This is a genomic window from Amycolatopsis sp. VS8301801F10 (genome assembly GCF_046195355.1).
In the GTDB taxonomy this organism is placed as follows: Bacteria; Actinomycetota; Actinomycetes; order Mycobacteriales; family Pseudonocardiaceae; genus Amycolatopsis.
Genome location: NZ_CP176065.1, coordinates 2696193 through 2717343, shown reverse-complemented (window position 1 = coordinate 2717343; position 21151 = coordinate 2696193). Strand labels below are relative to the sequence as shown.

Here is a 21151-nt window from a genome sequence, read left to right as displayed (position 1 = left end):
TCCCCCTTCACGCCGCGAGCTGAGTTGCCGAAGTTTCTGGCGGACTGGCGGCGAGTAGCGCTCGGTCGTATTCGGCTTTCCATGCGATGCGTTCGGCGATCGCGTGCATCACCAGGTGCGGTCTCGGTGGCACGTGCGGGTCTGCGGCGTCGACCTTGCGCCAGACGAGCCGCGCCGGATCGGGTTGCGGTTTCTCGATCCCGACAGCGGCCAGCGCGTCCAGGACGAACGCCTTACGGTCGGCCTTGTGGTCCACCAGCGTCTTGCCCGACCACTTCCGCGACACCAGTACCCGACGACCGGGCAGGCCGAGGGTGGTCCGCCGGTGTGCCCGGCCTTTGCAGTGGCCCGGGGTGGTCTTTCCGTTGGCTCCCTTGGGTTGGATGCCGTAGAGCAGCCACACCGCGCACCGGGGCGAACAGGGTGTGATGGCCAGTTCGGCGTGGAGCCGGTCGTGGTGGTCGGCCAGCGCCGGGGTGTCGGCCTCGACCACTTCGCCGGTGGACTTGGTCAGGTACTTGGTCAGGTAGCCGATGTGGCGGCCGGCGTCTTCGGTGCCGCCGAGGATTCCCTTGGAGTGGACCTGGCGGCCGAAGGTCACCACGTGCGCCGGTTCCGCGACCTGGTCCACCGCGTCGTCCCAGGTCAGCAGAGGTCGGCGGGTATCGGGGTCGACAAATCCGCGCTCCGGACCGTCCCAGCTCGGGAGCCGGTGGGTGTAGACGATCTGGTCGTGCTTCGGCCACCAGACCTGGTGGTAGGTGGCTTCGGTGACCTGCCGGATCACTTCGTGCGGCACGGTTCCCCGGATGGCGGCGTGCAGGTGGGGCGCGGTCCGCTTCTGCGGCTCAACCGTCGCGAAGTACTGCACATCCCAGCCGACGACCCGGCGCAGGTTCTGCCACCACCGATCCACCAACGCGGAGAAGTGCACCGCGTCCCGGGCCGCCCGCCGGTAGTCGTAGGCAGCGGGGTTGACCGGGGAACCGTCACCGCGGACCGGGCCGTAGGTGTCGCAGGTCAGGGTGACGAACATCGACGGCCGGAACCGCCCCGCATACTCCCTGCCCACGGTGGTCTTGGCGACCTTCCGCCGGGGTAGGTTCGGTGCGTCCTGCCGCCGCTTCGTCGACCGTTTCACCGCCTTCCTGGTCGGCAGGTCGACCGACGGGAGACGGCCCCGGACGCCGAGTTGCCGAAGTTCTTCGTCCACACCACGGATCTCGTCCCGCAGCTCTTCCGCTTCGGCTGGATCGGTGTCGGCGACCTCGCGGTAGGACGCGACGAGATCAGCCCGGTAGGCCAACAGCTCCGTCTGGTCCTCGGTCGGTTCGTCCGCCGCGAGGTCGGGTTCTTCGGTCAGGTGCCAGCCTTCACGGCACTGGACTTGCCGCAGCGCCTTGGCTTTCCGCGCACACGGCAGACACACCGATTCCACTGTGGACCCGCACGGCACAGGCACGTACCGCAGCTCGCCGGTGTCCTGGTCGCCGACTTCCATCGTGAACGGCCGCACGCACACCCCGTGCTTCTCCGCAGTCGCCTTAATGACGTCATCGGCCAGCGGCATCCGCATCCGGTCGGCTCGTGTCTCGCCCATCAGGCCACCGCCTCCCCTCGCGAGACCCACCCGCGCAGCACGTGCACCGGCATCGGCTGCTTGTCTCCGGCCGGAAGGTCGGGGAACACGCTGGGGTCGAACATCACCGCGCCGTAGACGCGCACCGGGATGCCGCACGGCGTCCGGCCGACGATCCCGACGTGCACCCAGCCGCCCGCAGCGACCCGCCACAACGTCGCGGTGACGTCGTCGAGGGTGTTCGCCCACGTCAGCAGCGCCCGCGCGACCGCGGCCAGGCCGTCGACGTCCAGCTGCACCGTGATCGGCCGCGACCATGCGGAGACGTCCAGGGACGCGACCGGTGGGAGCTGATACAGGTCGAGGTGGTCTCGGATGGCGTCGAGGAAGATCATGAGCCGGTTCATGCGGCCCTCCTTTCCTCGGTCTGCGCGTGGTCGAGGTGGTGGGTGCCGCCGTTGGTGACGTAGTGCTCCAGGGCCTTGACGGTGTCGTCGGAGACCCAGCCCGCACGGACCCGCAGAGGTTCGCGGATGCCCTCTCCCCACACGTAGCCGGTGCCGGGCATGGTCTCCGGGATGCGGTTGGCCCACGCCCCGCGTTCGTACGCGCCGTCCCCGAGCACCATCCCCACGTGGTTCTTGGAGGTGACGCGCAGGCAGACGCGGCGGGTGAACAGCTCCCGCACCGGCACCGTGTCCTTGGTCGGCTCCTGCACGTAGCCGCGGACCGACACCCCCAACGCCCGCCCCTGCGTGTTGAGGACCGCGACGTGTTCCACGATCGCCTCACGGGTCTTGCGGTCGGCGTAGCGGGTGAGCGCGCCGATCTCGTCGAACTCCAGCAGCTCCAAGGGAAACTCTTGCGAGAGCGGCACGTCACGGGTCCGTCCGGCGAACTCGCGCTTGCGGTGTTCCAGTTCGTCCCGCAGGCCATCCAAGAGTTCGAGGGTGTCCTTGCCGGACACGGCGTAGCGGGCGAAGATCCCGCGCCCGTAGGCCAGTTCCATGCCCTTCGGGTCCACACCGGACACCCGCACGAGACCGGAGCGGATCGCCGAGGCGGCCGACACCAGTGGGCACCACATGACCGAGTTCTTCCCGGCACCGCTGGCACCGGCGACGAGGATGTGCGCGCCCGCACCGGTCAACGGCAACCGCCACGGCATCCCGTACTCCGTCGTCCCCGCATACACCGCGCGCAGATTCACCCGAGCCGGTTCCAGCCCGGGCAGCGGCCGGCATTGCACCGGGGTGGTGAGCAGGTCGCGGCGCATGAAGTCCAGCGACACCACATCCGGCGCGATCTCGCGCACCTGCACCCGCGACACCTTCCGCGCCGTCGCCAACGCCCGCGCCGCCTCGTCGAAATCCTCCGGCTTCTGCCCCGGCACCAGCCGAACCCGGACCTCGTCCCACGACGCTCCCGACCGCACCCGCAACACCGCAGGCACCGCCACACCGGACGTCTGCCGCGCTTGGGTGATGGCTTGCCGTTTCCGCCGCCGCGACACCAGGTTCACCGTCACGTCCACCGGAATCGCCTCGTCCCGGACGGTCAGGCCGCAGGCGTGCAGCCAATCCGGGAGCTTGCGCCCGTAGACGGCCCAGCGCAGCCACCACGCTCGCAGCCAGCGTCCGCACCACCGGTCGAACCCCACCACGTCGAGCTGGCGCCAGACGACCGCGATCAAGCCGAGCGTGACGAGCACGACCGTCAGGGACAGCCAGCCCCACCACCGCAACCACGCGGCGAGGACAACGAGTGTGATGCAGGTTCGCCAGCGGGTCACGATCTGCCGCACCAGCCAGCCGACCGCCCGCAGCACCGTCCAGAACGCGAAACCCAGGAACGCCAACGCCGCCAGCGTTTCCACAATGGACGCCAACGCCCGACCCAGCTTCGCCAGCACCCACAGCACCACCGCGACACCCGCGCCGACAGCGATCACCACCGCCGCGTTCATCGGCGCTCACCGCCCTCAGCCGCGGCGAGGTCAAGCGGCAGCATCCCTTGACATGCCGCGCACTTCGATGCATCTCGAACGAGGCGAGCGAACTTTTTGCATGCGGCGCAACGCATCCGGGTGACCCCCGTTGACGCACGCCGTCCAGAACCGGTTATGTTCGTCATTGTTCACTTCCCAGTGGACAGCGCAGAACCGGTGAAGGTTGGCAGCCAGAGGCCGGTTCTGCGTTTATACGGAACAATTCCAAGCGCATCAGGGCGCGTTGAACACAGCACACGTCGCCGTGCGCTTTTTCCAGTGCTCGCTTGGTTTTCCGGCTAGTCGGTGGTCGACTCGTCGTCGGTCGGTTCCTCGCCGGTCAGGAGCCGATTCAGCCCGGCGTCAGCCGCCCGCCGCTGCACCTTCACCTCTTTCAGGAGCTGGTCAACCACGACCGACAGCCGCGCCAGCGATTCCGCCGGAGACAACGCCGCCGCCGAAAGCCGCTCGATCGTCACCTCATACGAGGCCGCTTCCTTACCCACCAGGAACACGCCCATCGCGCGATGCGGGCAGTACACGACATCCGAAGTGTCCTTCAGCGTGTACCGGCTGAACGCCTCCTCCGTCACCGCCTGACTCGGGGCCAGCCGGATCGTCATCGTCCGCGACAGCCCGACCAAGTCCTTGAGAAACCGCGTCTGCCGCAACATCACCTCGGCATCCCCGAAATGGTTCCGCAGCGCCTCCGAACCGATGAACATCTGAGCCTTCACCGCGCCCGCACCGAACAGAATCCGGTTGCGATCCATCCGGCTCTCCACGACCTGATCCAGCGCCTCCTTGTCCCGCAAATCCGGGCCAAACACCAACCGCGCGTAATCCGGAACCTGCAACAGATCCGGGATCAACAGCGGAGCCCACACCGTCACCGACCTCGCCACCCGCTCGTGCGCGATCAACGTCGTGTAATGCGCCGGGTCCGCCTGCGACCCCACCGACGACCAACTCGGCCCCGTCACGCCATGCGCCAGCAGCATGATCCAGGCTTTCCGCTCCCCGGTCACGCCGAGCGCACCGAGCACGTTCGACACCTCCTCCGGGGTCGGGACCCGCTGACCCAGCTCCCAGTTCGACAACAACGCCGGGTTCACCCCGATCCGCCGCCCCAGCTCCCGCAACCCGAACCGCGCCTCGATCCGGACATCCCGCAACGCCGCACCCAGGCCACGTGCTCGCGGGCTCGCCATCTCCGTCCCACGCATCAACCACACCTCCGGCCCGGGATCGTGCCTGTCTGCAAACCGAGAACACCCATCTACGCCGCCTTGCCCTCACCAGACGCCGACGACGCCCCCGCCGACCGCGACGACGACTTGCCCGCAGCAGCCCTGAACCCCGTCGCCCGAAAGACGTACGTCTGATACTTGAACTCGCCCTGCCCGCCGACACGCGGCTCCGCCGTCAACCCGTCCAACTCCACCGGCCGCATCCCCGGCAACGCCTCCGCCGTCGTCGGCACCGGCTGCACATCCGCCAGAAACGTCACCTCGAACGACGCCCGCTTCGCCCGCGTCTCACCCGGATCCGTCACCGCCGCCCGCCACTGCCGCTTCCCGGTCACCTCGTCAACCCGCTGCCGCACCGGCCGACCCGCAGCCCGGTCCTCCCGAGACTGAAACTCGTTGTCCGGAATCACTTCCCCCACCATCACAAGCCCCTGCGGGAACGCCTCGTCGAAGTCGATCGCAAACCGGTGTCCCTTTTCGATAGCCATAACCGCTAGCTCCCAGTGTTCTTTGTCAGTCAGTCGTTTCCGGTGCCTCGCCGCCGCAGTCCGTCCGTGTCGCTGCGCTCAGCGCCGTCTCTGCTTCTTGAAGTTGCTTGCCCAGAACCGCGATCGCGTCGGAGTCGACGAGAAGGACCACGGGGAACGCCTTCCCGAAGCGGATCTCCGCTCGGTTCGCGTACGTCAGCGCGCGGACGCGGATCGGCAGGTCTGCCGTCACGTGGATCTGGACCGTGTCGCGCATGTCGCCCGCGCCTAAACCACGTGCTTGCGAGACACCCGTGCCGCCGGACCGCTCGACCAGTCGCTGAGCGTCGAAGCCGTGCTTGCAGTCGTCATGTCTGCCTCCCTTGGGCTCTGCCGCCGAGCGAGTCTCGGCAACGTGCCACCCAATCTCCGCCAAAAGGCGGGACATGATCACCACGTGGCGGGACATCTTGGGACGTCCCTGGTACGGTCGAAGACGTCCCTAAAAGTCCCAAGGGGGTGCAGGATGCCGAACGAACGGCTCCGCGACGCGCTGCTGCGCAACGGGCTCACGCTGGAACAAGTGGCCAAGGCCCTCAGCGTCGACCAGAAGACGGTCGAGCGGTGGATCACCAAAGGCCGCACCCCGTACCCGAAGCACCGGCACAAGATCGCCGCGATGGCGCGCGAGTCGGAGACCTACCTGTGGCCGGACTCCGTCGCTCCGGAGCGCAGGGCCGAGACTGCCGCCGCCGAGGTGGTGAGCGTGTTCCCGCACCGCAACGCCATCCCGGTCGAGCTGTGGGACCGGCTGATCAACGACGCGTCAGAGACCGTGGAAATCCTGGTACACGCGGCCCTGTTCCTGGTCGAACGCCCGCGGTTCATCAAGGACATCGCAGCCAAGGCCGCGGCCGGCGCGAAGATCCGCCTGGCGTTCGGCGACCCGGACGGGGACAGCGTCGCCCTGCGCGGAGAAGAAGAGCAGCTCGGCGACGGGACGCTCCCCGCGCGTGTTCGCAACGCGCTGGCGTTCTACCGGCCGCTCGTCGGCGTCGAGGGAGTCGAGATGCGATTCCACAACACGACGCTCTACAACTCCATCTTCCGCTTCGACGACGAGATGATCATCAACACACACGTCTACGGGTTCCAGGGCGCACACGCGCCGTCGCTCCACCTGCGCCGACTCTCCGCCGGAGACCTCTTCGAGACCTACTCGGAGAGCTTCGAGACCGTCTGGAACCTCGCCAAGCCCGCCACCATCTAGGAGGCACCACATGGCACGCGTCGACTACTACAACGACCCCAACGCGCCCAAAGCCAACAGTATCGCCGTCGCAGTGTCCGCGTTCATCCAGGACGAGCAAGGGCGCATTCTAATGATCCGCCGAACTGACAACGACTTGTACGCCATTCCCGGCGGACAACTTGAGCTAGGCGAGACCCTGGCTCAAGCTGCCGTCCGCGAAGTCTTCGAGGAAACTGGAATTGCGTGCGAGATCATCGGAGTTATCGGGCTCTACTCCAATCCCCACCACGTCATCGCCTACGACGACGGGGAGGTTAGGCAGGAGTTCTCCATATGCTTCCGCGCAAAGCCATCACATGGGACCCTTAAAACAAGCAATGAAAGCAAAGAGGTCCTATGGGTCGATTCAGAAACTCTCGAATTGCTCAAAATTCATCCTGCAATCATGTTGCGAATAGAACACGCCAAGATGAATACGCCAGAGCCTTACTACACCTAGTCGATCCACGCGACTTCCACCGCCCGCGGTCCGCGAAGTGCCTGCAAATCCGGAACAAATGTTGCCATCCCGCCTTCCTTGAGAAATTCCCATTGCGATTCGTCAACCAAGTCGCGAAGATGGAAAAACAGATCCGTGGAGCCCATTGTAATGAACCCGAAAGCCTTGTCTGGCAAAACTGTTTTAACCTTCGCAACCTTGCGATCAAGCGCCTTATGGTCAGAACGCCGAATCAACTCCATGATTCGAGCCTTGAACTCGTCCGCTTTTCGTGCGTGATAAGCATCCTCAACTAGCACCTTCACTTTTCCTGAAAGGTCTGCGAGTTGAATCAATCGGTCGATTGGCTCCCGGATCAGAAAGTCTACACTGCTCTTTTCTAGCACCTGAATGCAGTTTTCGAGAAACTCGACAGGTCGATCCACAAATTTCTCGGACACGAGCATTCTTAAATGGTAAACCGCAGCTCGTGTCATTACCACCATGGCCATGATCCCCTGAGTCCTGCTTGGCCTTAGATCTAAGATATGGGAAACCGCGTCCACGACCTGTTCGTGGGCACCGTCAATCAAGTTCGCCCAGGCTATCTGATTGAGAATTAGCGGGTTGTCCGCATCGAATCGAGCCGCGACCCGCAGATGTCGCAAACCGCGTTCAACGTCAACATCATTGTCAATCAGAAAAGTACCAAAGAAGAAATTCAGAGACACGTGATCGGGACTAAGTTCCACTGCTTGCTCGTAAGCAACAGTGGCCGAAGTGAGATCGCCCGACTGCGCGTGAACATAACCCTCAACTCTCCAGGTCTCAAAGTAGCCCGGCGAAAGGCGGCGCGCTTCCGTGCAGCTGCCAAGTGCCGCCTCGTAGTCGCCCCGCTGGGAACTCTTAATCGCCTCAAGCAACGTTCGCGCGGCACTATATTCACCTGGGTTACGAACGCTCACAGTGATCGGATCGAAAGGTGAAGCATTGTTTTCTGCCTTTAGATTCTTGCCAAGCTCGACAAGCTTCTTGTTCCTATTTTGAAAGATCTTTCGTTCATCTAAGTCTACCGGGTGGCGCTTTTCAAGATAACTGCGACCAAATTCAGTTAGTTCATACCCTGTGCCAATTTCCTGATCGTCAGCCTGCGCCTTCATTTGAATGAAGTTTGTACGGAGAAGATCTAGTAGCGACGCGTGAGTCTTGTCAGCATCAAAATCTGCAAGATATGCAAGTTCGGCATGAGTTCTAGTTCCCGGAAGAACTTGAAGACATCGAAGAATTTTACGAGCATCAGAATTTAAGTACTGATGAACGTTAGACATGCAGAACTCAAGAAAAAGATCGTTTCGTTGCAACAATTCCTCAGGCCTGCGCCCGGATTGAACACCGGCGACAAACCACTTGATATAGGCAGGTCGGCCACCCATAATATCCGACATCTTGGCCATGAGTTCGGGCTTAACTCCACGAAGGGCAGGAACTTCCCTTATTCGCGCCAATGCATAAAGAAGACTCTTCGACTCATCCGAAGTAAGCGGCTCAAGATTGACCGGGTTTTCGACGCCCAGTCCGATCCGACTCGTCAGGATGACCTTACTTCCCATTGGAATATCGAGCAGGAATTCCCGAAGGCGCTCGTCTAGCACCGTCTCCATATTGTCAAGGATTAGCAGGACTTTAAAATGCTCAAGATACTCCAGGACCTCCTTGAGCGGGTCTTGTGCGTCTTGAGCACCGAGGTTTAGTGCGGCTTCCGCAAAGAGCCCCAGAGAATCTTCGATTGCTCCATTTATCCGCTTTATTTCACTCGTGGTCAACTGCTCAGCCTTCGCGGTAACCCACACGAAAGCATCGAAATTGGCCGCAGAGTCGTCCAGCAACTCGTAGGCCACCTTTAGGGCAATCGCGGTTTTTCCAATTCCACCATCACCCAAAACTGAGACAACAGGGTAAGCACCCTTGATAATCTTCTTGATTCGATCGATTTGCTTGCGCCGACCAAAGAAGCCAGTTTCATCAAAGTCCGGTATCGGCAGGTTATGCATAGGAGCACCGTCCGGATCGCTATGCAAGTCTACATTCAATCCGAGAACATAAGAAGGGTTCGATTCAATCTTAGAGACGACCTCGGATAGACTGGGCCAGTAAATCTGAGATGATCCCCTTGTTAGCTCGCGGCACAAGTCGACAGTATTTGGCAGATCATCGATCTCCATCGGCCTCGTATGCGCCACGCGGTTTCGAACAGGCGCCAGTCGGGCCAACTTTATTTTCAGAGCGTCCAGCTGATCCGACAAGCTGTCCGGGATCTGATGAGAGTTGCGCCTAAGAATTTGACTCGCATCGTCGAAGTCAATATACGGAAGCAATGCCGCAGCCGAGACCTGATCAGACGCCCCACGATCTCCCCGCCTTCTGCCTTGAATCTTCTCCTTCTCGCCCGCGGTAAAGACTTCGCCATCCTCTAGATCAAGGATATGGTTCTCGATCAGAGCGCGCATATCTTCCTCTAACGCAGAGATTAGCGCAAAGCAAGTCAACCTGGTCGCACTGTAAGAAGTCATCGATCCCCTCGAGATGGCTTACTAGGCCGCAGATAGAACATGGTACTGCCGAACTTGGCTCTATGGGATCAAGGCCGCGCCGCCCGGCGGCGCAGCGGTCGCCCACGTAGCCCCTCGCCTAGGCGGCCGCAGCCGCTCCCGGCACGGCGGGCTGCCGCTCCGCTCCGCCCACCGGCCGGGCGGTGCGGCCGCCAGCGGGGCACGTGGCGTAGCGCCGCCAGGCGGCGAAGCAGACCCCCCAGCCGACATTGGCCACCTCCGAACAGCGCGTTACGTGCCAAAGGGGTCGCCGCAGTGGTCGCCACCGTTACACGCTGTCGTCGAACCCCTCCATCCCGACGCCTGATCGTGACAACGGCCGGTAGCACCGCGTCAAGACGGGAAAGCGTGTCTTGACCCGGCACCACCGGCCGCGTGCTGGCTTCGTATCGGGATGAAGGGGTAGGTGCGGTGAGGGGCCCGCCAGGCCGTCTCCAGGCCGTCAGAGGTCAGGCAACAGCCAGAAACGGCGAGAACCGCGGAGCAAGGTATCAGCAGCTCAGAGGGCATAAAGCCAGGAGCCAACCAGGTCGCGACGGACCCTTGATCACTTCATCGCGATCTGGTTGGCGATGTACTCCTAGCCGCGGTGGGTCTTCCTCAGGCCGTCTCCAGGCCGTCACTCGACCTCCTGGAGACGGCCTGAGTCGTTTTGCGCGATCTCGGCCAGCTCAAGTTCAGCCGTTCAGCATCGGGGCCGCCAGGAACTGTTCCGGAACCGCGAACCCGTCCACCAGCGTCCGGGCATGCGGGCGCAACGCTCCGCACAGCGCGTTAACCGCCGCGGTCACCGCCTTCGAGCGGCTTGCGGAGATTCGTCCGTGTTCCAAGAACCACGCGCGGTCCGCTTCGATCGTTGACAGTGCGTACAGGTCGCACACCCGGTCCAACAGCGCAGCCGCGTCCGGATCGGGGCAGGCAGCGACAGCGCGGGCGAAGGCGTCGAGGATCAACCTGTCCACGTGTACGCGGCCTGCGAGCAGCACATGGTCCTGTACGGAGTTGAAGACCCCGAAGGGATCCGAAGCAGCACGGCGGAGCCTGTTGGCCACACCGCTCAACACGTGCTCTTCGCGGTCCTCAAAGAGTCGCTGCTGCCACTCGCGGTCGAAGAGCACCGAAGCGTCGTCAGACTCCGTCAGGCGTTCTAGGAACTTCCGCGCGGCAGAGCGCTCCATGACGGTGTCCACCAGCTGCTCGGCGACGAACCGCGCGGTCGCCAGCGGGCTGAGATCCTCGAAGTGTTCCTTGTACTGCGTCAGCAAGCCCTTCGCGACCAGCTGCAGCAACACAGTGTTGTCGCCTTCGAAGGTGGTGAAGACGTCAGTGTCGGCCTTCAGCCCGGCTAGCAGGTTTTCCGACAGGTAGCCGCTGCCGCCGCAGGCCTCACGGGCGGTTTGGATCGTCGCGGTGGCGTGCCAGGTGTTCAGAGCTTTCAAGCCGGCGGCGCGGGATTCGAGTTCGCGTTGTTCTTCTTCCGGCGCGTCAGGGGCGATGTCGTGCAGGGCGGCGACCAGTTCCTCCTGCGCGAAGTGCAAAGCGTAGGTCTTTGCCAGTGCCGGCAGCAGTTTTCGCTGGTGTCCCAGGTAATCGAGGATGACGACCTCGTCGCCTTCCGGACGTTGGAACTGCCGCCGCTGGTCGCCGTAGCGGACGGCCAGGGTCAGGGCTCGTTGAGTGGCGCATCCGGCGCTGCCGCCGACGCTCACCCGACCTCGGATGAGCGTGCCCAGCATCGTGAAGAAGCGGCGGCCGTCGCTTTCGATCGGGCTCGTGTAGGTGCCGTCCTCGGCTACGTCGCCGAAGCGGTTCAGCAGCGCTTCCCTTGACACGCGGACCTGATCGAAAGTCAACCGGCCATTGTCGACGCCGTTCAGACCGGCCTTCACGCCGCAGTCCGCGATGGTGACCCCAGGAGCGGGAGCGCCCGAATCGTCGCGGATCGGGACCAGGAAGGCATGCACGCCACGGGATTTGCCGCCGGTGATCAACTGCGCGAAGACCACCGCGAGCTGTCCGTCGCGGGCGGCGTTGCCGATGTATTCCTTGGTGGCGCCGGGATCCGGACTGTGCACGACGAACTCGCGCGCGGCCGGGTCGTAGGTCGCGGTGGTGTGCAGGTGCTGGACGTCGGAGCCGTGGCCATGTTCGGTCATCGCGAAACAGCCGAGCAGGTCCAGGTTCATGATGCGGCGCAAGTACTTCTCGTGGTGCGCCGAGGTGCCGAGCAGCTGCACCGCACCGCCGAACAGGCCCCACTGCACCCCGGCCTTGACCATCAGCGACAGGTCGCCGTAGCCGAGCATTTCGAACGACATCACCGAGCCGCCGACGTCGCTCAGCCCGCCGTACGCGGCGTCGAAGCCAAGCGCGGGGCGGTCGGTCTCGGCGAGTTTCCGCAGCTGGTCCAGTACCTGGACGCGATGCGCCTCGACGTCGAGACCGATCGTGTCCCGGAACTTCTCCGCGCTCATCTGCGCGCGCACGTCTCGCTTCAACCCGCCCCAGCGTCCATCGAGGACTGCGGTCAACGCGTCCGGGTCGACTTTTTCAGGCACAGCAGGGACGTCCACGGTTCCTCCGATACAGCAGGCTGCCCTCAAGCCTGCCGCAGCGGAGGAAGTCCCGCAGATCAACTCAAGTCGGGCCCCTTCGACCGCAGGTCGTCGACCTTGGTCATCGCCTCGCGCAGTTCGCTCAGCCAGGCGTCCGCGTGCTCGCCGACCAGCCGCACCGCCCAGGCCAGCGCCTCGGACCGCGACCGCGCGACGCCTGCGTCCACGAGCGTGTCCAGGACCAGCCGTTCGGGCTGCCGCAGCCGGGTCATCACCGGCACCGACAGCGTCGTGAAGTGCACCTTCGTGCCGCCCAGCTTCGCACCCCACGCCACCTTGCGCTGGTAGCGGTGCTCGGCCTGGCGGGCGATCTCGATCCGCTCGTCGCGCGTTTCCTCGCGGAACCTGCTGATCCGCCCGTCCTCGGCGGCCGCGCGGGCCGCGTCGTCGGCGTAATCGCCGGTCAGCGCGGGCAGTTCGCCGACGACCAGGATCTCTTCGCGGTCCACGGTGATCTCCGGCTCACCGGTGAACCAGCCGTCCGGGAGCCGTCCGCCGAACCACGCGGCCGCGTCGTCCGCCGACGGCGCCTCGGCCTGCTGCCAGCCCCGGCCTTTCCAACCTCGCCCCATGACGTCCACCATCCTTGATTACATGATTACGTCACTACTGACGCTACGCCGATTCCACCGGGGCAGGTAGCGCGTTCACCAGGGGCGGAATTCGTCAGAGCTGGGCGATGAGCTGGTCCACCGCGGTCACCGGGCGTTCGCAGACGTAGCCGCGGCAGACGTAGGCCGCTGCTTTGCCGTCGACCAGCGGACGGTCGGCCAGCAGCGGGACGCCGGGCGCGTCCGGTTCGCCGCCGAGCACGATGCCGCCGCCGTGGATGTGCCGAGCAGCGGCGGTGACGAGTTCCGCGCGGTCCGCGCCGACCACTGCGACCTGCACCGGCCCGGCCTGCGCCGCTTCCGCCACCGACAGCCAGTGCCCGGCGAAACGCGGCACGCGCGCGGCCAGCAGACCGACGCGACGCAGCGCGAGTTCAGCGGCGTCTCGGTATCGCGCCGCCTGGTCAGGACCGGCCAGCGCGGACGCGGTGAGGAGCGCGCCAGCCAGTGCGGAAGCACCGGACGGGCTGGCGTTGTCCGTCGGATCGGAAGGGCGCTGCACCAGGACTTCGGCGTCGTCGGCGGTGTCGTGGTACGCGCCCGGCGCGGAATCCGAGGCGAAATGCGCCAGTGCGACGTCCAGCAGCCGGGTCGCTTCGGTGAGCCAGCGCGGTTCGCCAGTGGCCTGGTGGAGGGCGAGCAGACCGTCCGCGAGGCAGGCGTAATCCTCCAGCACGCCGACCGGAGCCCCGACCGCGCCGTCGCGCGAGCTGCGGCGGAGCCGTCCGTCCACGATGTGCAGGTCCAGCAGCAAAGTTGCCGCGCCGCGAGCCAGTTCGATCCATTGTGGACGCTCCAGCGCGACGCCCGCTTCGGCCAGCGCGGAAATCGCGAGACCGTTCCAGGCCGCGACTACCTTGTCGTCCCGCCCTGGTTGCGGACGCTCCGCTCGCGCTTCCAGCAACGCTTGCCGGACGCGCTCGAATCGGCTGAAGTCGTCCGGATCCGCCCGCAGCTGAAGGGTTGACGCGCCTTCTTCAAAAGTGCCTTCTTCGGTGACGCTGAACAGCTCGGCCGCCCACGGGCCGTCGTCTCCGAGCACGTCGTTGAGCTGCGCGGGAGTCCACACGTAAGTCAATCCTTCGACGCCTTCGGTGTCCGCGTCGAGGGATGCGGCGAAACCTCCTTGCGGCGTAAGCAGATCGCGCTCGAGGAACTGGACGATTCCCTCCGTCACCCGACGGGCTGATACCGAACCACGGCGCGCGAGATGCGCGTAGACTCGGAGGAGCAACGCGTTGTCATACAACATTTTCTCGAAGTGGGGAACGATCCACTCCGCGTCCACGGAGTAGCGCGCGAACCCGCCGCCGAGCTGGTCGTGGATGCCGCCGCGAGCCATCGCCTCCGCCGCGGACTCGGCGAGCGTGTGCGCCTGCACCGAGCCGGTGCGCTCGTAGTGGCGCACCAGGAACTCCAGCACCATCGACGGCGGAAACTTCGGCGCGCCACCGAAACCGCCGTGCACGGTGTCTGCCTCCTGCGCGAGTTTCGTCACCGCTTCGGCCAACGCGTCGGCATCGACAGCGGCTTCCTTCAGCGGACCGCTCTGCTCGGCAAGGTGCCCGACGATCTGTTTCGCGCCCTCGCGCAGGTCGTCCGGGCGCTCCTCCCACGCCTCCGCGACCGCCACCAGCAACTGCGTGAACGACGGAATCCCCGGCCGCGGCGCGGGCGGATAGTAAGTGCCGCAATGGAACGGCTCGCCCTCGGGCGTGAGGAAGCAGGTCATCGGCCAGCCGCCCTGCCCGGTCATGGCCTGCGTGGCGGCCATGTAGACGGCGTCGATGTCGGGCCGCTCCTCGCGATCGACCTTGATGTTGACGAAATGCGCGTTCATCAGCGCCGCGGTGCCTTCGTGTTCGAAGGACTCATGCGCCATGACGTGGCACCAATGACAGGCGGCATACCCGACGGACAGCAGAATCGGCACCCCGCGCCGGCGCGCCTCGGCCAGCGCTTCCGGACCCCACTCCCACCAATCGACCGGGTTCCCGGCGTGCTGCAGAAGATACGGAGACGTCGCTTCGGCGAGGCGGTTCGACATGCTGCCGAGTGTGCCTCATCCGGCGGGAGACCGGTCCCGCCCCTGCGGTAACAGTCTGCCGAGGGGTCGGTGACACGGACAAGCACGCGGCCGCGCAGGCGTTGCGCACGGCCGAGCCAGCGTCGTCGAAGGTCCTCGCGCGGGGCCGGTGGCATCCGAAAGCCTTGCTGGCACTTGGCGTACTCGAAGCCGCCATCCTGCTGGTCGGCGGTCTCGGGAGGAGCACGCCGGGCAGCCTGCTCCCGCTTTTCGTGTGCGCCCTCTGCATCGTGACCCGTCCGGTGGTCGGCCGTCGTCAGCGCGTGCGGTCGCTGTCCCGCTCGGATAAGTGCGATTTTCCGGAAACCCGGCCCGATCCGAACCTCGCGGCCGCCCGCCTGGCAGTGGATTCAGCCATCCGCTCGCCGATCCGGTTCTCCAGCACCGCGGTCGAGGGAGCCGATTACAAGTCGGTGAGCCGAGCCGCAACCCGCGCCGCGTCGTTCACCCTGTCTGCGGCTTAAGACAAACGGGTGATGCTCGCTGTTGACGGCAGGACAATCGCCCTGGTCAGGTCCGGAAAAGCGCAAACTCCCCTGCAATTTGCAGTTAGCAGATGCAGACAGGGTTAATCGCGGCGACTAGAGTAACCATCCGGTGCCACACGGTGACCAGACACCTGAGCCCAGCGGCCCCGGACCGGTCTACGCAAGGGGAGGCGTACATCGTGGCCGACAATCAGCGCTCCAGCGTGCCCCCGGTGCAGAAATACGGCGGCGCGTCGTTCGAGACGATGGCGGTCGCGCCGTTGCTGGGCGACGGGTACTCGTACGACAGAGCAACGCTTGAAGAACTCGCGAAACTGTACGAAAGCCTCGCCGACAAGTATCGCCTCGATCGAGCGCACGCAGAAGTAATCGCGCGAACGAAACCACCCGGCCTGGACTCCGCCAGCGGGGAGAACGCGGCCATTTTCCGCGATTCCGGGAACTTCTTGCTGGGGTCGCTCGTCCAATGCGAGAGCTATTGCCGGGAACAGGTCGAGAAATACCGTAAGGCGCTGCGGAAATACACCTCCGCCGAAGAAGAGAACTCGGCCGACCTCGGCAAGACCGGGGGGAATCTGTGAGACGCGCCCTCGTGCTCGCCGCGTTCGCCCTGTGCGCCGTCGCCGGCTGCTCGAGCACCGCGCCCGGGCAAGCCAAACCGGTCGAGCACCTCGATCAGCCGCCGAGCAAGCCGCCGGAAGACCAGGTGCCCGGCCCCGGCGTGCCGAAGGTGCAGAATCCGCTCGACATCACCCGGTTCCGGCAGAATCCCTGCGCCGCCTTGACGTCGGCGCAACTCGCCGAGCTCCTCGGCGACGGCATCCGGGTCAACCCGGACCCGCACGGCCCCTCCGGGCCGGCCTGCGGATGGTTCTCCCGGGCGAAGATCGTCGTCCTTTTCCCCGCTATCGACAAATTGGGCCTGACTTCGGTCTATCGCGCCAAAGGCGGGGCCTACCCGTTCTTCCTGCCGCTCGCCCCGGTCGACGGGTACCCCATCGTCGCCTACGGCGTGGACGACCCCCGGGAGAGCCGCGGCGAATGCAACGTCGCGCTGGGAACCAGCGACCGGGAAACCGTCGAATTGTCGATCACGCAATCCCCGGCGCACAAAGGCGAGAAAGACCCGTGCGAATCCGCTCGAGGCGTCGCGGAGAAAGTGCTTGGCAATCTGCGAGGAGGACGCTGATGCCCCACCGGCCCATGACCCCGGCGGAGATTTACCACGCCATCACCGGCGGGCAAGGACCCGAATCGCTAGGGGAAACCCGAGATGCGGCGAAGGAACTCAGCAAGCGGCTGCTGGAGCGCACCGACGAGATCGCCGTCCTCGCGGAGAAAGTACGGGCCGGATGGCACGGAGTCACCGCTGAGCAGGCCGCGAACTCGGCCGCTCCGCTGATGGCCGCCTCCGCCGCCATCAGCACGAACCTGGTGTTCACCCAGAACGCGGCGGACGGGCAGCTATCGGCCTTTCAGACAGTCAAAAACTCCGTGCGGCCAGTGGGCGACCGGCCGGAACTCACCGCACAGGACGTGTACGACGTGCTCAACGGGCAGCCCGGCTATTTCGGCAAACTCGACCAATGGCAGGCCGACGCTCAGCACAACATCGACGCGTACACCGGTTATCACTCGACCACCGGGACGAATTCCGACCGCATTCCGGCGCGCTACGCGGAACTGAGCGATACCGGCGCGTCCGTCGATCTCGCCAGCACCAGCGCTCCGCCGAAAACGGTCGCGGGTCCGGGCGGGCCGAGCGGCAAACCACCCGACAAACACCATCGCGAGCCACCTCCTGCCGCGGCAGGACCGGTTCCGGAACCCCGTGCGCCGATACCCGGGGCAACCAGCGCCAGCCCAGCTGTCCACCGCGGCGGGCACGCGCCTGAGCCGGTCGGCAATCTCGCTTCCGCGCGACCGCCGGAAGCAGTTGCCGCGCAACCAGAATCGGATGCAGGGACCGCGCGACCGGACTCGACCCGCACCAGTTCGGCCGAATCCAGTTCGCCCGCGTTGCCGCCCGGTTATCAGTTCGGGCCGTCCGGTCAACCGGTCAATCCCCTCGCGGCTGGCGGATTCGTACCGTTCGGCGTTCCCGCGCCAGGCAACGGCGGCGGTACCGGCGGCAATCCCGGCGGTCTCGGCGCGGGAAACCGGGTCGATGCCCGCACCCCGGGTGAATCGGCGCAGTCCCGCGGCAGCGCCGCCGGAACGCCAGGCGCGGCAGGGAAAAACGGCAGTGTCCTCGGCGGCGGAATACCCGGCAAAAGCAAGGAAGAAGACAAGGAGAGAACCGCTCCGCCCTACCTCCGGGAGTCCGAGGACGTCTTCGGCGGGACCGACGTCAAACCGACGCCTCCGGTGCTCGGGGACCGCTAGGTCGTCGGGGAGGAAGCGGTGCGCGCGACCGAGCTGTCCCTCGACGCCCTCGTCGGCGCGCTTCGGGACGCTGGGTTCGCGGAGCCGCATCCGGTGTTTTCGGGGCAGCTTCGGTTCACGCCCGACGATCAGCGGCTCGACGAGGCCGTGCGCGCCGAGCTGGCCTGGCTTGGCCTGACTGAGCACGGACGGTTCGTCGACGAGTTCGAGGACCTGCTCTACGCGCTGGGCCGCGCCGACCTCGAATACGTCGCCCACGTCGAGAATCAGGACCTTCGCTACAGCGTGCTGGTCGCCGTCCGGGGGCGGACCGGGGTCAAGGCGTTGTGTTGCGGCGATCGGGTGCGGCTGAAGGTGCTCGACGGGACCCCGGCCGGTGCGCTGGTCGCGAGCCTGCCGCGGTACCGGCCCGCGCAGCTGAGCGCGTTCTCCCTGCCTCAGGAGGACTTCCAAGCGGATTTCTCCGCCGAGCGCAGCGCGGCCGTCCGCACGGTCGACGCTCTGTTCCAGCAGACCTGTTTCGGCGTCGGCGAGATAACCGTCGTCGCGCGCGAACCGGCCCGGCCCGGGCGTGCCGAAGCCGGGCCGCTCAGCTACCTCGACCTCACCGACGGCCGCGTCGCGTTCGAGGTCTCCGGGCCCGAGGGAAACCGGTACATCACGGTGCTGCCCGGCGAGGACAGCCTGCTCACGGCCAAGATCGCGGCACTCCGCGACAGGCTGGCCAGCTAGCTCCAGCCCGTCGCCGGAGGTCAGTCGCTCTTCTTGGCCGCCGCCGCGTCCGGCTTCTTCTCCTCGACCGGCGCCGGAGCCTTCTCCGCACCGTCCTCGGCGGCCGGCTCGGCCGAGCCGTCCTCAGCCGCGGCGGCCTCTTCCTTGTCGAACGTCGCCGGCACCTTCTTCAGGTGCTTGCTCATCGACCGGACCAGGAAGACGACCGCGATCAGGAACAGGATCAGCACCAGCAGGCCGACCGGCGAGGACTTGCCGAAGTCCTCGCCCTGGCCGCCGTTGTCCCCGCTGTCCGGCTGCTGGGCCAGCACCAGCGCCGACGCGGTGAGCGGGACGACCGCGACGGCCGGCACACCGAAACTCATGGGCTCACCTTCTCCTTGATGCCTGCGAACAGATCGTCCTCCGGCAGCGTGCTGTCCACCAGGGAGCGGTTCAGCTCGTACTCCTCAGTGGGCCACACCTCGCGCTGGATCTCCAGCGGAACGGCGAACCAGCGGCTGGTCGGGTCGATCTGCGTGGCGTGCGCCTTCAGCGCCTCGTCGCGCACCTCGAAGTATTCCGCGCACTCGATCCGGGTCGTCACCCGCTCCATGATGTCGGCGCGGTCCGGGTCCCAGGACTTGAGCCACTCCTCGTACGGCGACTCCAGCCCGGCCTCCTTGAGCGCGGTGTCGAACGCCACCATCCTGGCCTTGGAGAACCCGTGCATGTAGTAGAGCTTGAGCGGCTGCCACGGCTCGCCGGCCTGCGGGAACCGCTCCGGGTCGCCGGCCGCGTCGAAGGCCGCCATCGACACCTCGTGCGTGCGGATGTGGTCCGGGTGCGGGTACCCGCCGTTCTCGTCGTACGTCGTGATGACGTGCGGGCGGAACTCGCGGATCACGCGCACCAGCGCCTCGGTGGACTCCTCCAGCGGGATCACCGCGAACGAGCCCTCCGGCACCGGCGGAAGCGGGTCGCCCTCGGGCAGCCCGGAGTCGATGAATCCCAGCCAGCGGTGGCTCACGCCGAGGATCTTCGCCGCGCGCGCCATCTCCTCGCGGCGGATCTCGGCCATGTTCGCCAACACGTCCGGCCGGTCCATGGCCGGGTTGAGGATGCTGCCCGCCTCGCCTCCGGTGCAGGTCACGACCATGACCTCGTGCCCCTCGGCGACGTATTTGGCCATCGTGGCGGCGCCCTTGCTCGACTCGTCGTCGGGATGGGCGTGCACCGCCATCAGGCGCAGTCGCTGCTTGCGGTCTTCTGTTGTCAGCTCGTCGGCTCCCACCATGGTCCGAACGGCCCTTTCCTGTCCTGTTATTCCGTGACACCTGGTTGCGCCGCGGTAAACCGCCCCGGCTCCGCGCCGCCGGAACGGGTCGCGGATACTCGACCAGGGTGGTGCCCCGGACCGGCCGCACTGCCTATTGTCCCCAGGGGTACGACAAGTTTGACCGGAGGCCCGGATTTGCAGAGCGGGGAGACCGTGACCGCCGAGGGCGGCGCCGCTGCGGCGCGGCCCGCGGACCGGTACGGCACCGCGGGCAAGGGCAAGCCGTCGAAGCGCTGGCGGAGGTGGCTTTTCGTGGCCGTCGCGCTGGTCGTGAGCGGCGCGGTCGGCTTCGTCTACTACCTCAACCTCGGCAAGACGCCCATCGAGGCGGAACGCGTCGGCTTCAAGGAGCTGCCGAACGACGCGATGGAGGTCACGCTCAACGTCACCCGGGACGACGACGCCAAGCCCGGCGTGTGCGTTGTCCGGGTGCGCGACAAGTCCGGCGCGGAAAGCGGCCGCCGGGAGGTGCTGGTTCCCGCCGGGGCCGGCCACAGCAGGCTGAACACAGTGGTGAAGAGCATCGGGACCCCGGTGACCGCCGACGTGTTCGGCTGCTCGTATTCCATACCACGCTATCTGTCAACCCCGTAGCGGCCAACGGAGTGAATTGCGCGGCGAGCGTCCGCGCGGCGTGAAATGGACCGGCGTCGACCTGTCCTGCCGTGATACGCTCGTAGTTCAGCACGGCCCCCGACGGGCCGTGTTTTTCCTTTATCTCAACCGCGTGCGTACGCGGTGGCCGGCTTGTACACCCAAGCCTGGCAGGCCCTACGAGGAGATGGTGACCGTGAGCGACACCAAGGTGACCTGGCTGACCCAGGATGCCTACGACAGGCTCAAGCACGAGCTCGACGAAATGATCGAGAATCGTCCGGTCATCGCCGCCCGCATCAACGACAGCCGCGAAGAGGGCGACCTCAAGGAAAACGGCGGCTACCACGCGGCCCGCGAGGAGCAGGGCCAGGCCGAGGCCCGGATCCGGCACCTGCAGGAGCTGCTGCGCAACGCGAAGGTCGGCGAGGCTCCGGAGGACGACGGCACGGCGGGCCCCGGCAAGGTGCTCACCGTCAAGTACGACGGGGACGACGAGGAGGAGAAGTTCCTGCTCGCCACCCGCGAAGAGGGCGCGGAGGGCGAACTCGACGTCTACTCCCCCGAATCGCCGCTCGGCAAGGCGCTGCTCGGCGCCAAGGAGGGCGAGTCCCGCGAGTACGAGCTGCCCAACGGCAAGACCATGAAGGTCACCCTCGTCAAGGCGGTGCCCTACAGCGAGTCCTGACTCGTCCCCGCC

The 21151-nt window shown here is 65.8% G+C and carries 21 protein-coding genes; 9 read left to right on the top strand and 12 right to left on the bottom strand.

Annotated features, from left to right (window positions below; all coding sequences use genetic code 11):
• Window positions 1-7: 7 nt before the first annotated feature.
• The 6 genes from F9C11_RS13160 to F9C11_RS13135 all read right to left on the bottom strand — a co-directional run bounded on the left by F9C11_RS13160 (window position 8) and on the right by F9C11_RS13135 (window position 5752).
• A complete protein-coding gene (locus F9C11_RS13160) occupies window positions 8-1600 on the bottom strand; it encodes a replication initiator (protein ID WP_409185146.1) in 1593 nt (530 codons plus the stop codon).
• Window positions 1600-1986 (bottom strand): hypothetical protein, encoded by a 387-nt coding sequence (locus F9C11_RS13155; protein ID WP_409185145.1) that lies wholly within the window; start codon window positions 1984-1986, stop codon window positions 1600-1602. Before F9C11_RS13155 ends, F9C11_RS13160 begins: the two co-directional genes overlap by 1 nt.
• Window positions 1983-3545, bottom strand: a complete 1563-nt coding sequence (locus F9C11_RS13150) for an FtsK/SpoIIIE domain-containing protein (RefSeq protein WP_409185144.1) — start codon at window positions 3543-3545, stop codon at window positions 1983-1985. The genes F9C11_RS13155 and F9C11_RS13150 overlap by 4 nt, the downstream gene beginning before the upstream one ends.
• 320 nt (window positions 3546-3865) lie before the next feature.
• Window positions 3866-4792 carry a helix-turn-helix domain-containing protein gene (locus tag F9C11_RS13145; protein WP_409185143.1) on the bottom strand — a complete coding sequence of 309 codons (927 nt, stop codon included), beginning with the start codon at window positions 4790-4792 and terminating at the stop codon, window positions 3866-3868.
• Window positions 4793-4845: 53 nt separating this feature from the next.
• Entirely contained in the window at window positions 4846-5304 is a 459-nt protein-coding gene (locus F9C11_RS13140; RefSeq protein ID WP_409185142.1) for a hypothetical protein, read from the bottom strand.
• Between the two features lie 25 nt (window positions 5305-5329).
• Window positions 5330-5752 carry a hypothetical protein gene (locus tag F9C11_RS13135; protein WP_409185141.1) on the bottom strand — a complete coding sequence of 141 codons (423 nt, stop codon included), beginning with the start codon at window positions 5750-5752 and terminating at the stop codon, window positions 5330-5332.
• A gap of 57 nt (window positions 5753-5809) precedes the next feature.
• On the opposite strand from F9C11_RS13135, the gene F9C11_RS13130 reads away from it, so the two are divergent.
• A complete protein-coding gene (locus F9C11_RS13130) occupies window positions 5810-6553 on the top strand; it encodes a helix-turn-helix transcriptional regulator (RefSeq protein ID WP_116199256.1) in 744 nt (247 codons plus the stop codon).
• A gap of 10 nt (window positions 6554-6563) precedes the next feature.
• On the top strand, window positions 6564-7034 hold the full coding sequence (locus F9C11_RS13125; protein ID WP_409185140.1) for an NUDIX hydrolase: 471 nt from the start codon (window positions 6564-6566) through the stop codon (window positions 7032-7034).
• Here the strand turns inward: F9C11_RS13125 and F9C11_RS13120 are convergent.
• The 4 genes from F9C11_RS13120 to F9C11_RS13105 all read right to left on the bottom strand — a co-directional run bounded on the left by F9C11_RS13120 (window position 7031) and on the right by F9C11_RS13105 (window position 14895).
• Window positions 7031-9520 carry an NB-ARC domain-containing protein gene (locus tag F9C11_RS13120; RefSeq protein WP_409185139.1) on the bottom strand — a complete coding sequence of 830 codons (2490 nt, stop codon included), beginning with the start codon at window positions 9518-9520 and terminating at the stop codon, window positions 7031-7033. The genes F9C11_RS13125 and F9C11_RS13120 overlap by 4 nt on opposite strands.
• Before the next feature lie 779 nt (window positions 9521-10299).
• Window positions 10300-12195, bottom strand: coding sequence for an acyl-CoA dehydrogenase (locus F9C11_RS13115; protein WP_409185138.1), 1896 nt, complete (start codon window positions 12193-12195; stop codon window positions 10300-10302).
• Between the two features lie 59 nt (window positions 12196-12254).
• A complete protein-coding gene (locus F9C11_RS13110; protein ID WP_409185137.1) occupies window positions 12255-12809 on the bottom strand; it encodes a hypothetical protein in 555 nt (184 codons plus the stop codon).
• Between the two features lie 94 nt (window positions 12810-12903).
• The gene (locus F9C11_RS13105) at window positions 12904-14895 is read right to left on the bottom strand and encodes a thioredoxin domain-containing protein (RefSeq protein ID WP_409185136.1); all 1992 of its coding nucleotides are present in this window, start codon (window positions 14893-14895) and stop codon (window positions 12904-12906) included.
• Between the two features lie 164 nt (window positions 14896-15059).
• On the opposite strand from F9C11_RS13105, the gene F9C11_RS13100 reads away from it, so the two are divergent.
• The 5 genes from F9C11_RS13100 to F9C11_RS13080 all read left to right on the top strand — a co-directional run bounded on the left by F9C11_RS13100 (window position 15060) and on the right by F9C11_RS13080 (window position 18539).
• Window positions 15060-15398 (top strand): hypothetical protein, encoded by a 339-nt coding sequence (locus F9C11_RS13100; protein WP_409185135.1) that lies wholly within the window; start codon window positions 15060-15062, stop codon window positions 15396-15398.
• A gap of 143 nt (window positions 15399-15541) precedes the next feature.
• Complete coding sequence (locus F9C11_RS13095; RefSeq protein WP_409185134.1) at window positions 15542-16003, top strand: hypothetical protein; 462 nt, start codon at window positions 15542-15544, stop codon at window positions 16001-16003.
• Entirely contained in the window at window positions 16000-16611 is a 612-nt protein-coding gene (locus tag F9C11_RS13090) for a DUF3558 domain-containing protein (RefSeq protein ID WP_409185133.1), read from the top strand. Before F9C11_RS13095 ends, F9C11_RS13090 begins: the two co-directional genes overlap by 4 nt.
• Entirely contained in the window at window positions 16611-17807 is a 1197-nt protein-coding gene (locus tag F9C11_RS13085; protein WP_409185132.1) for a hypothetical protein, read from the top strand. Before F9C11_RS13090 ends, F9C11_RS13085 begins: the two co-directional genes overlap by 1 nt.
• Before the next feature lie 18 nt (window positions 17808-17825).
• Window positions 17826-18539 (top strand): ESX secretion-associated protein EspG, encoded by a 714-nt coding sequence (locus F9C11_RS13080; protein WP_409185131.1) that lies wholly within the window; start codon window positions 17826-17828, stop codon window positions 18537-18539.
• Between the two features lie 20 nt (window positions 18540-18559).
• Here the strand turns inward: F9C11_RS13080 and F9C11_RS13075 are convergent, their stop codons facing one another.
• Together F9C11_RS13075 and mca are read right to left on the bottom strand one after the other, a co-directional pair.
• A complete protein-coding gene (locus tag F9C11_RS13075) occupies window positions 18560-18904 on the bottom strand; it encodes a hypothetical protein (protein WP_409185130.1) in 345 nt (114 codons plus the stop codon).
• Window positions 18901-19815, bottom strand: a complete 915-nt coding sequence (mca, locus tag F9C11_RS13070; RefSeq protein ID WP_409185129.1) for a mycothiol conjugate amidase Mca — start codon at window positions 19813-19815, stop codon at window positions 18901-18903. The genes F9C11_RS13075 and mca overlap by 4 nt, the downstream gene beginning before the upstream one ends.
• Window positions 19816-19992: 177 nt before the next feature.
• Here mca and F9C11_RS13065 point away from each other — a divergent pair, with 177 nt between their 5' ends.
• Together F9C11_RS13065 and greA are read left to right on the top strand one after the other, a co-directional pair.
• A complete protein-coding gene (locus tag F9C11_RS13065; RefSeq protein WP_409186892.1) occupies window positions 19993-20451 on the top strand; it encodes a DUF4307 domain-containing protein in 459 nt (152 codons plus the stop codon).
• Between the two features lie 187 nt (window positions 20452-20638).
• A complete protein-coding gene (gene greA, locus F9C11_RS13060; RefSeq protein WP_409185128.1) occupies window positions 20639-21139 on the top strand; it encodes a transcription elongation factor GreA in 501 nt (166 codons plus the stop codon).
• Window positions 21140-21151: the final 12 nt, after the last annotated feature.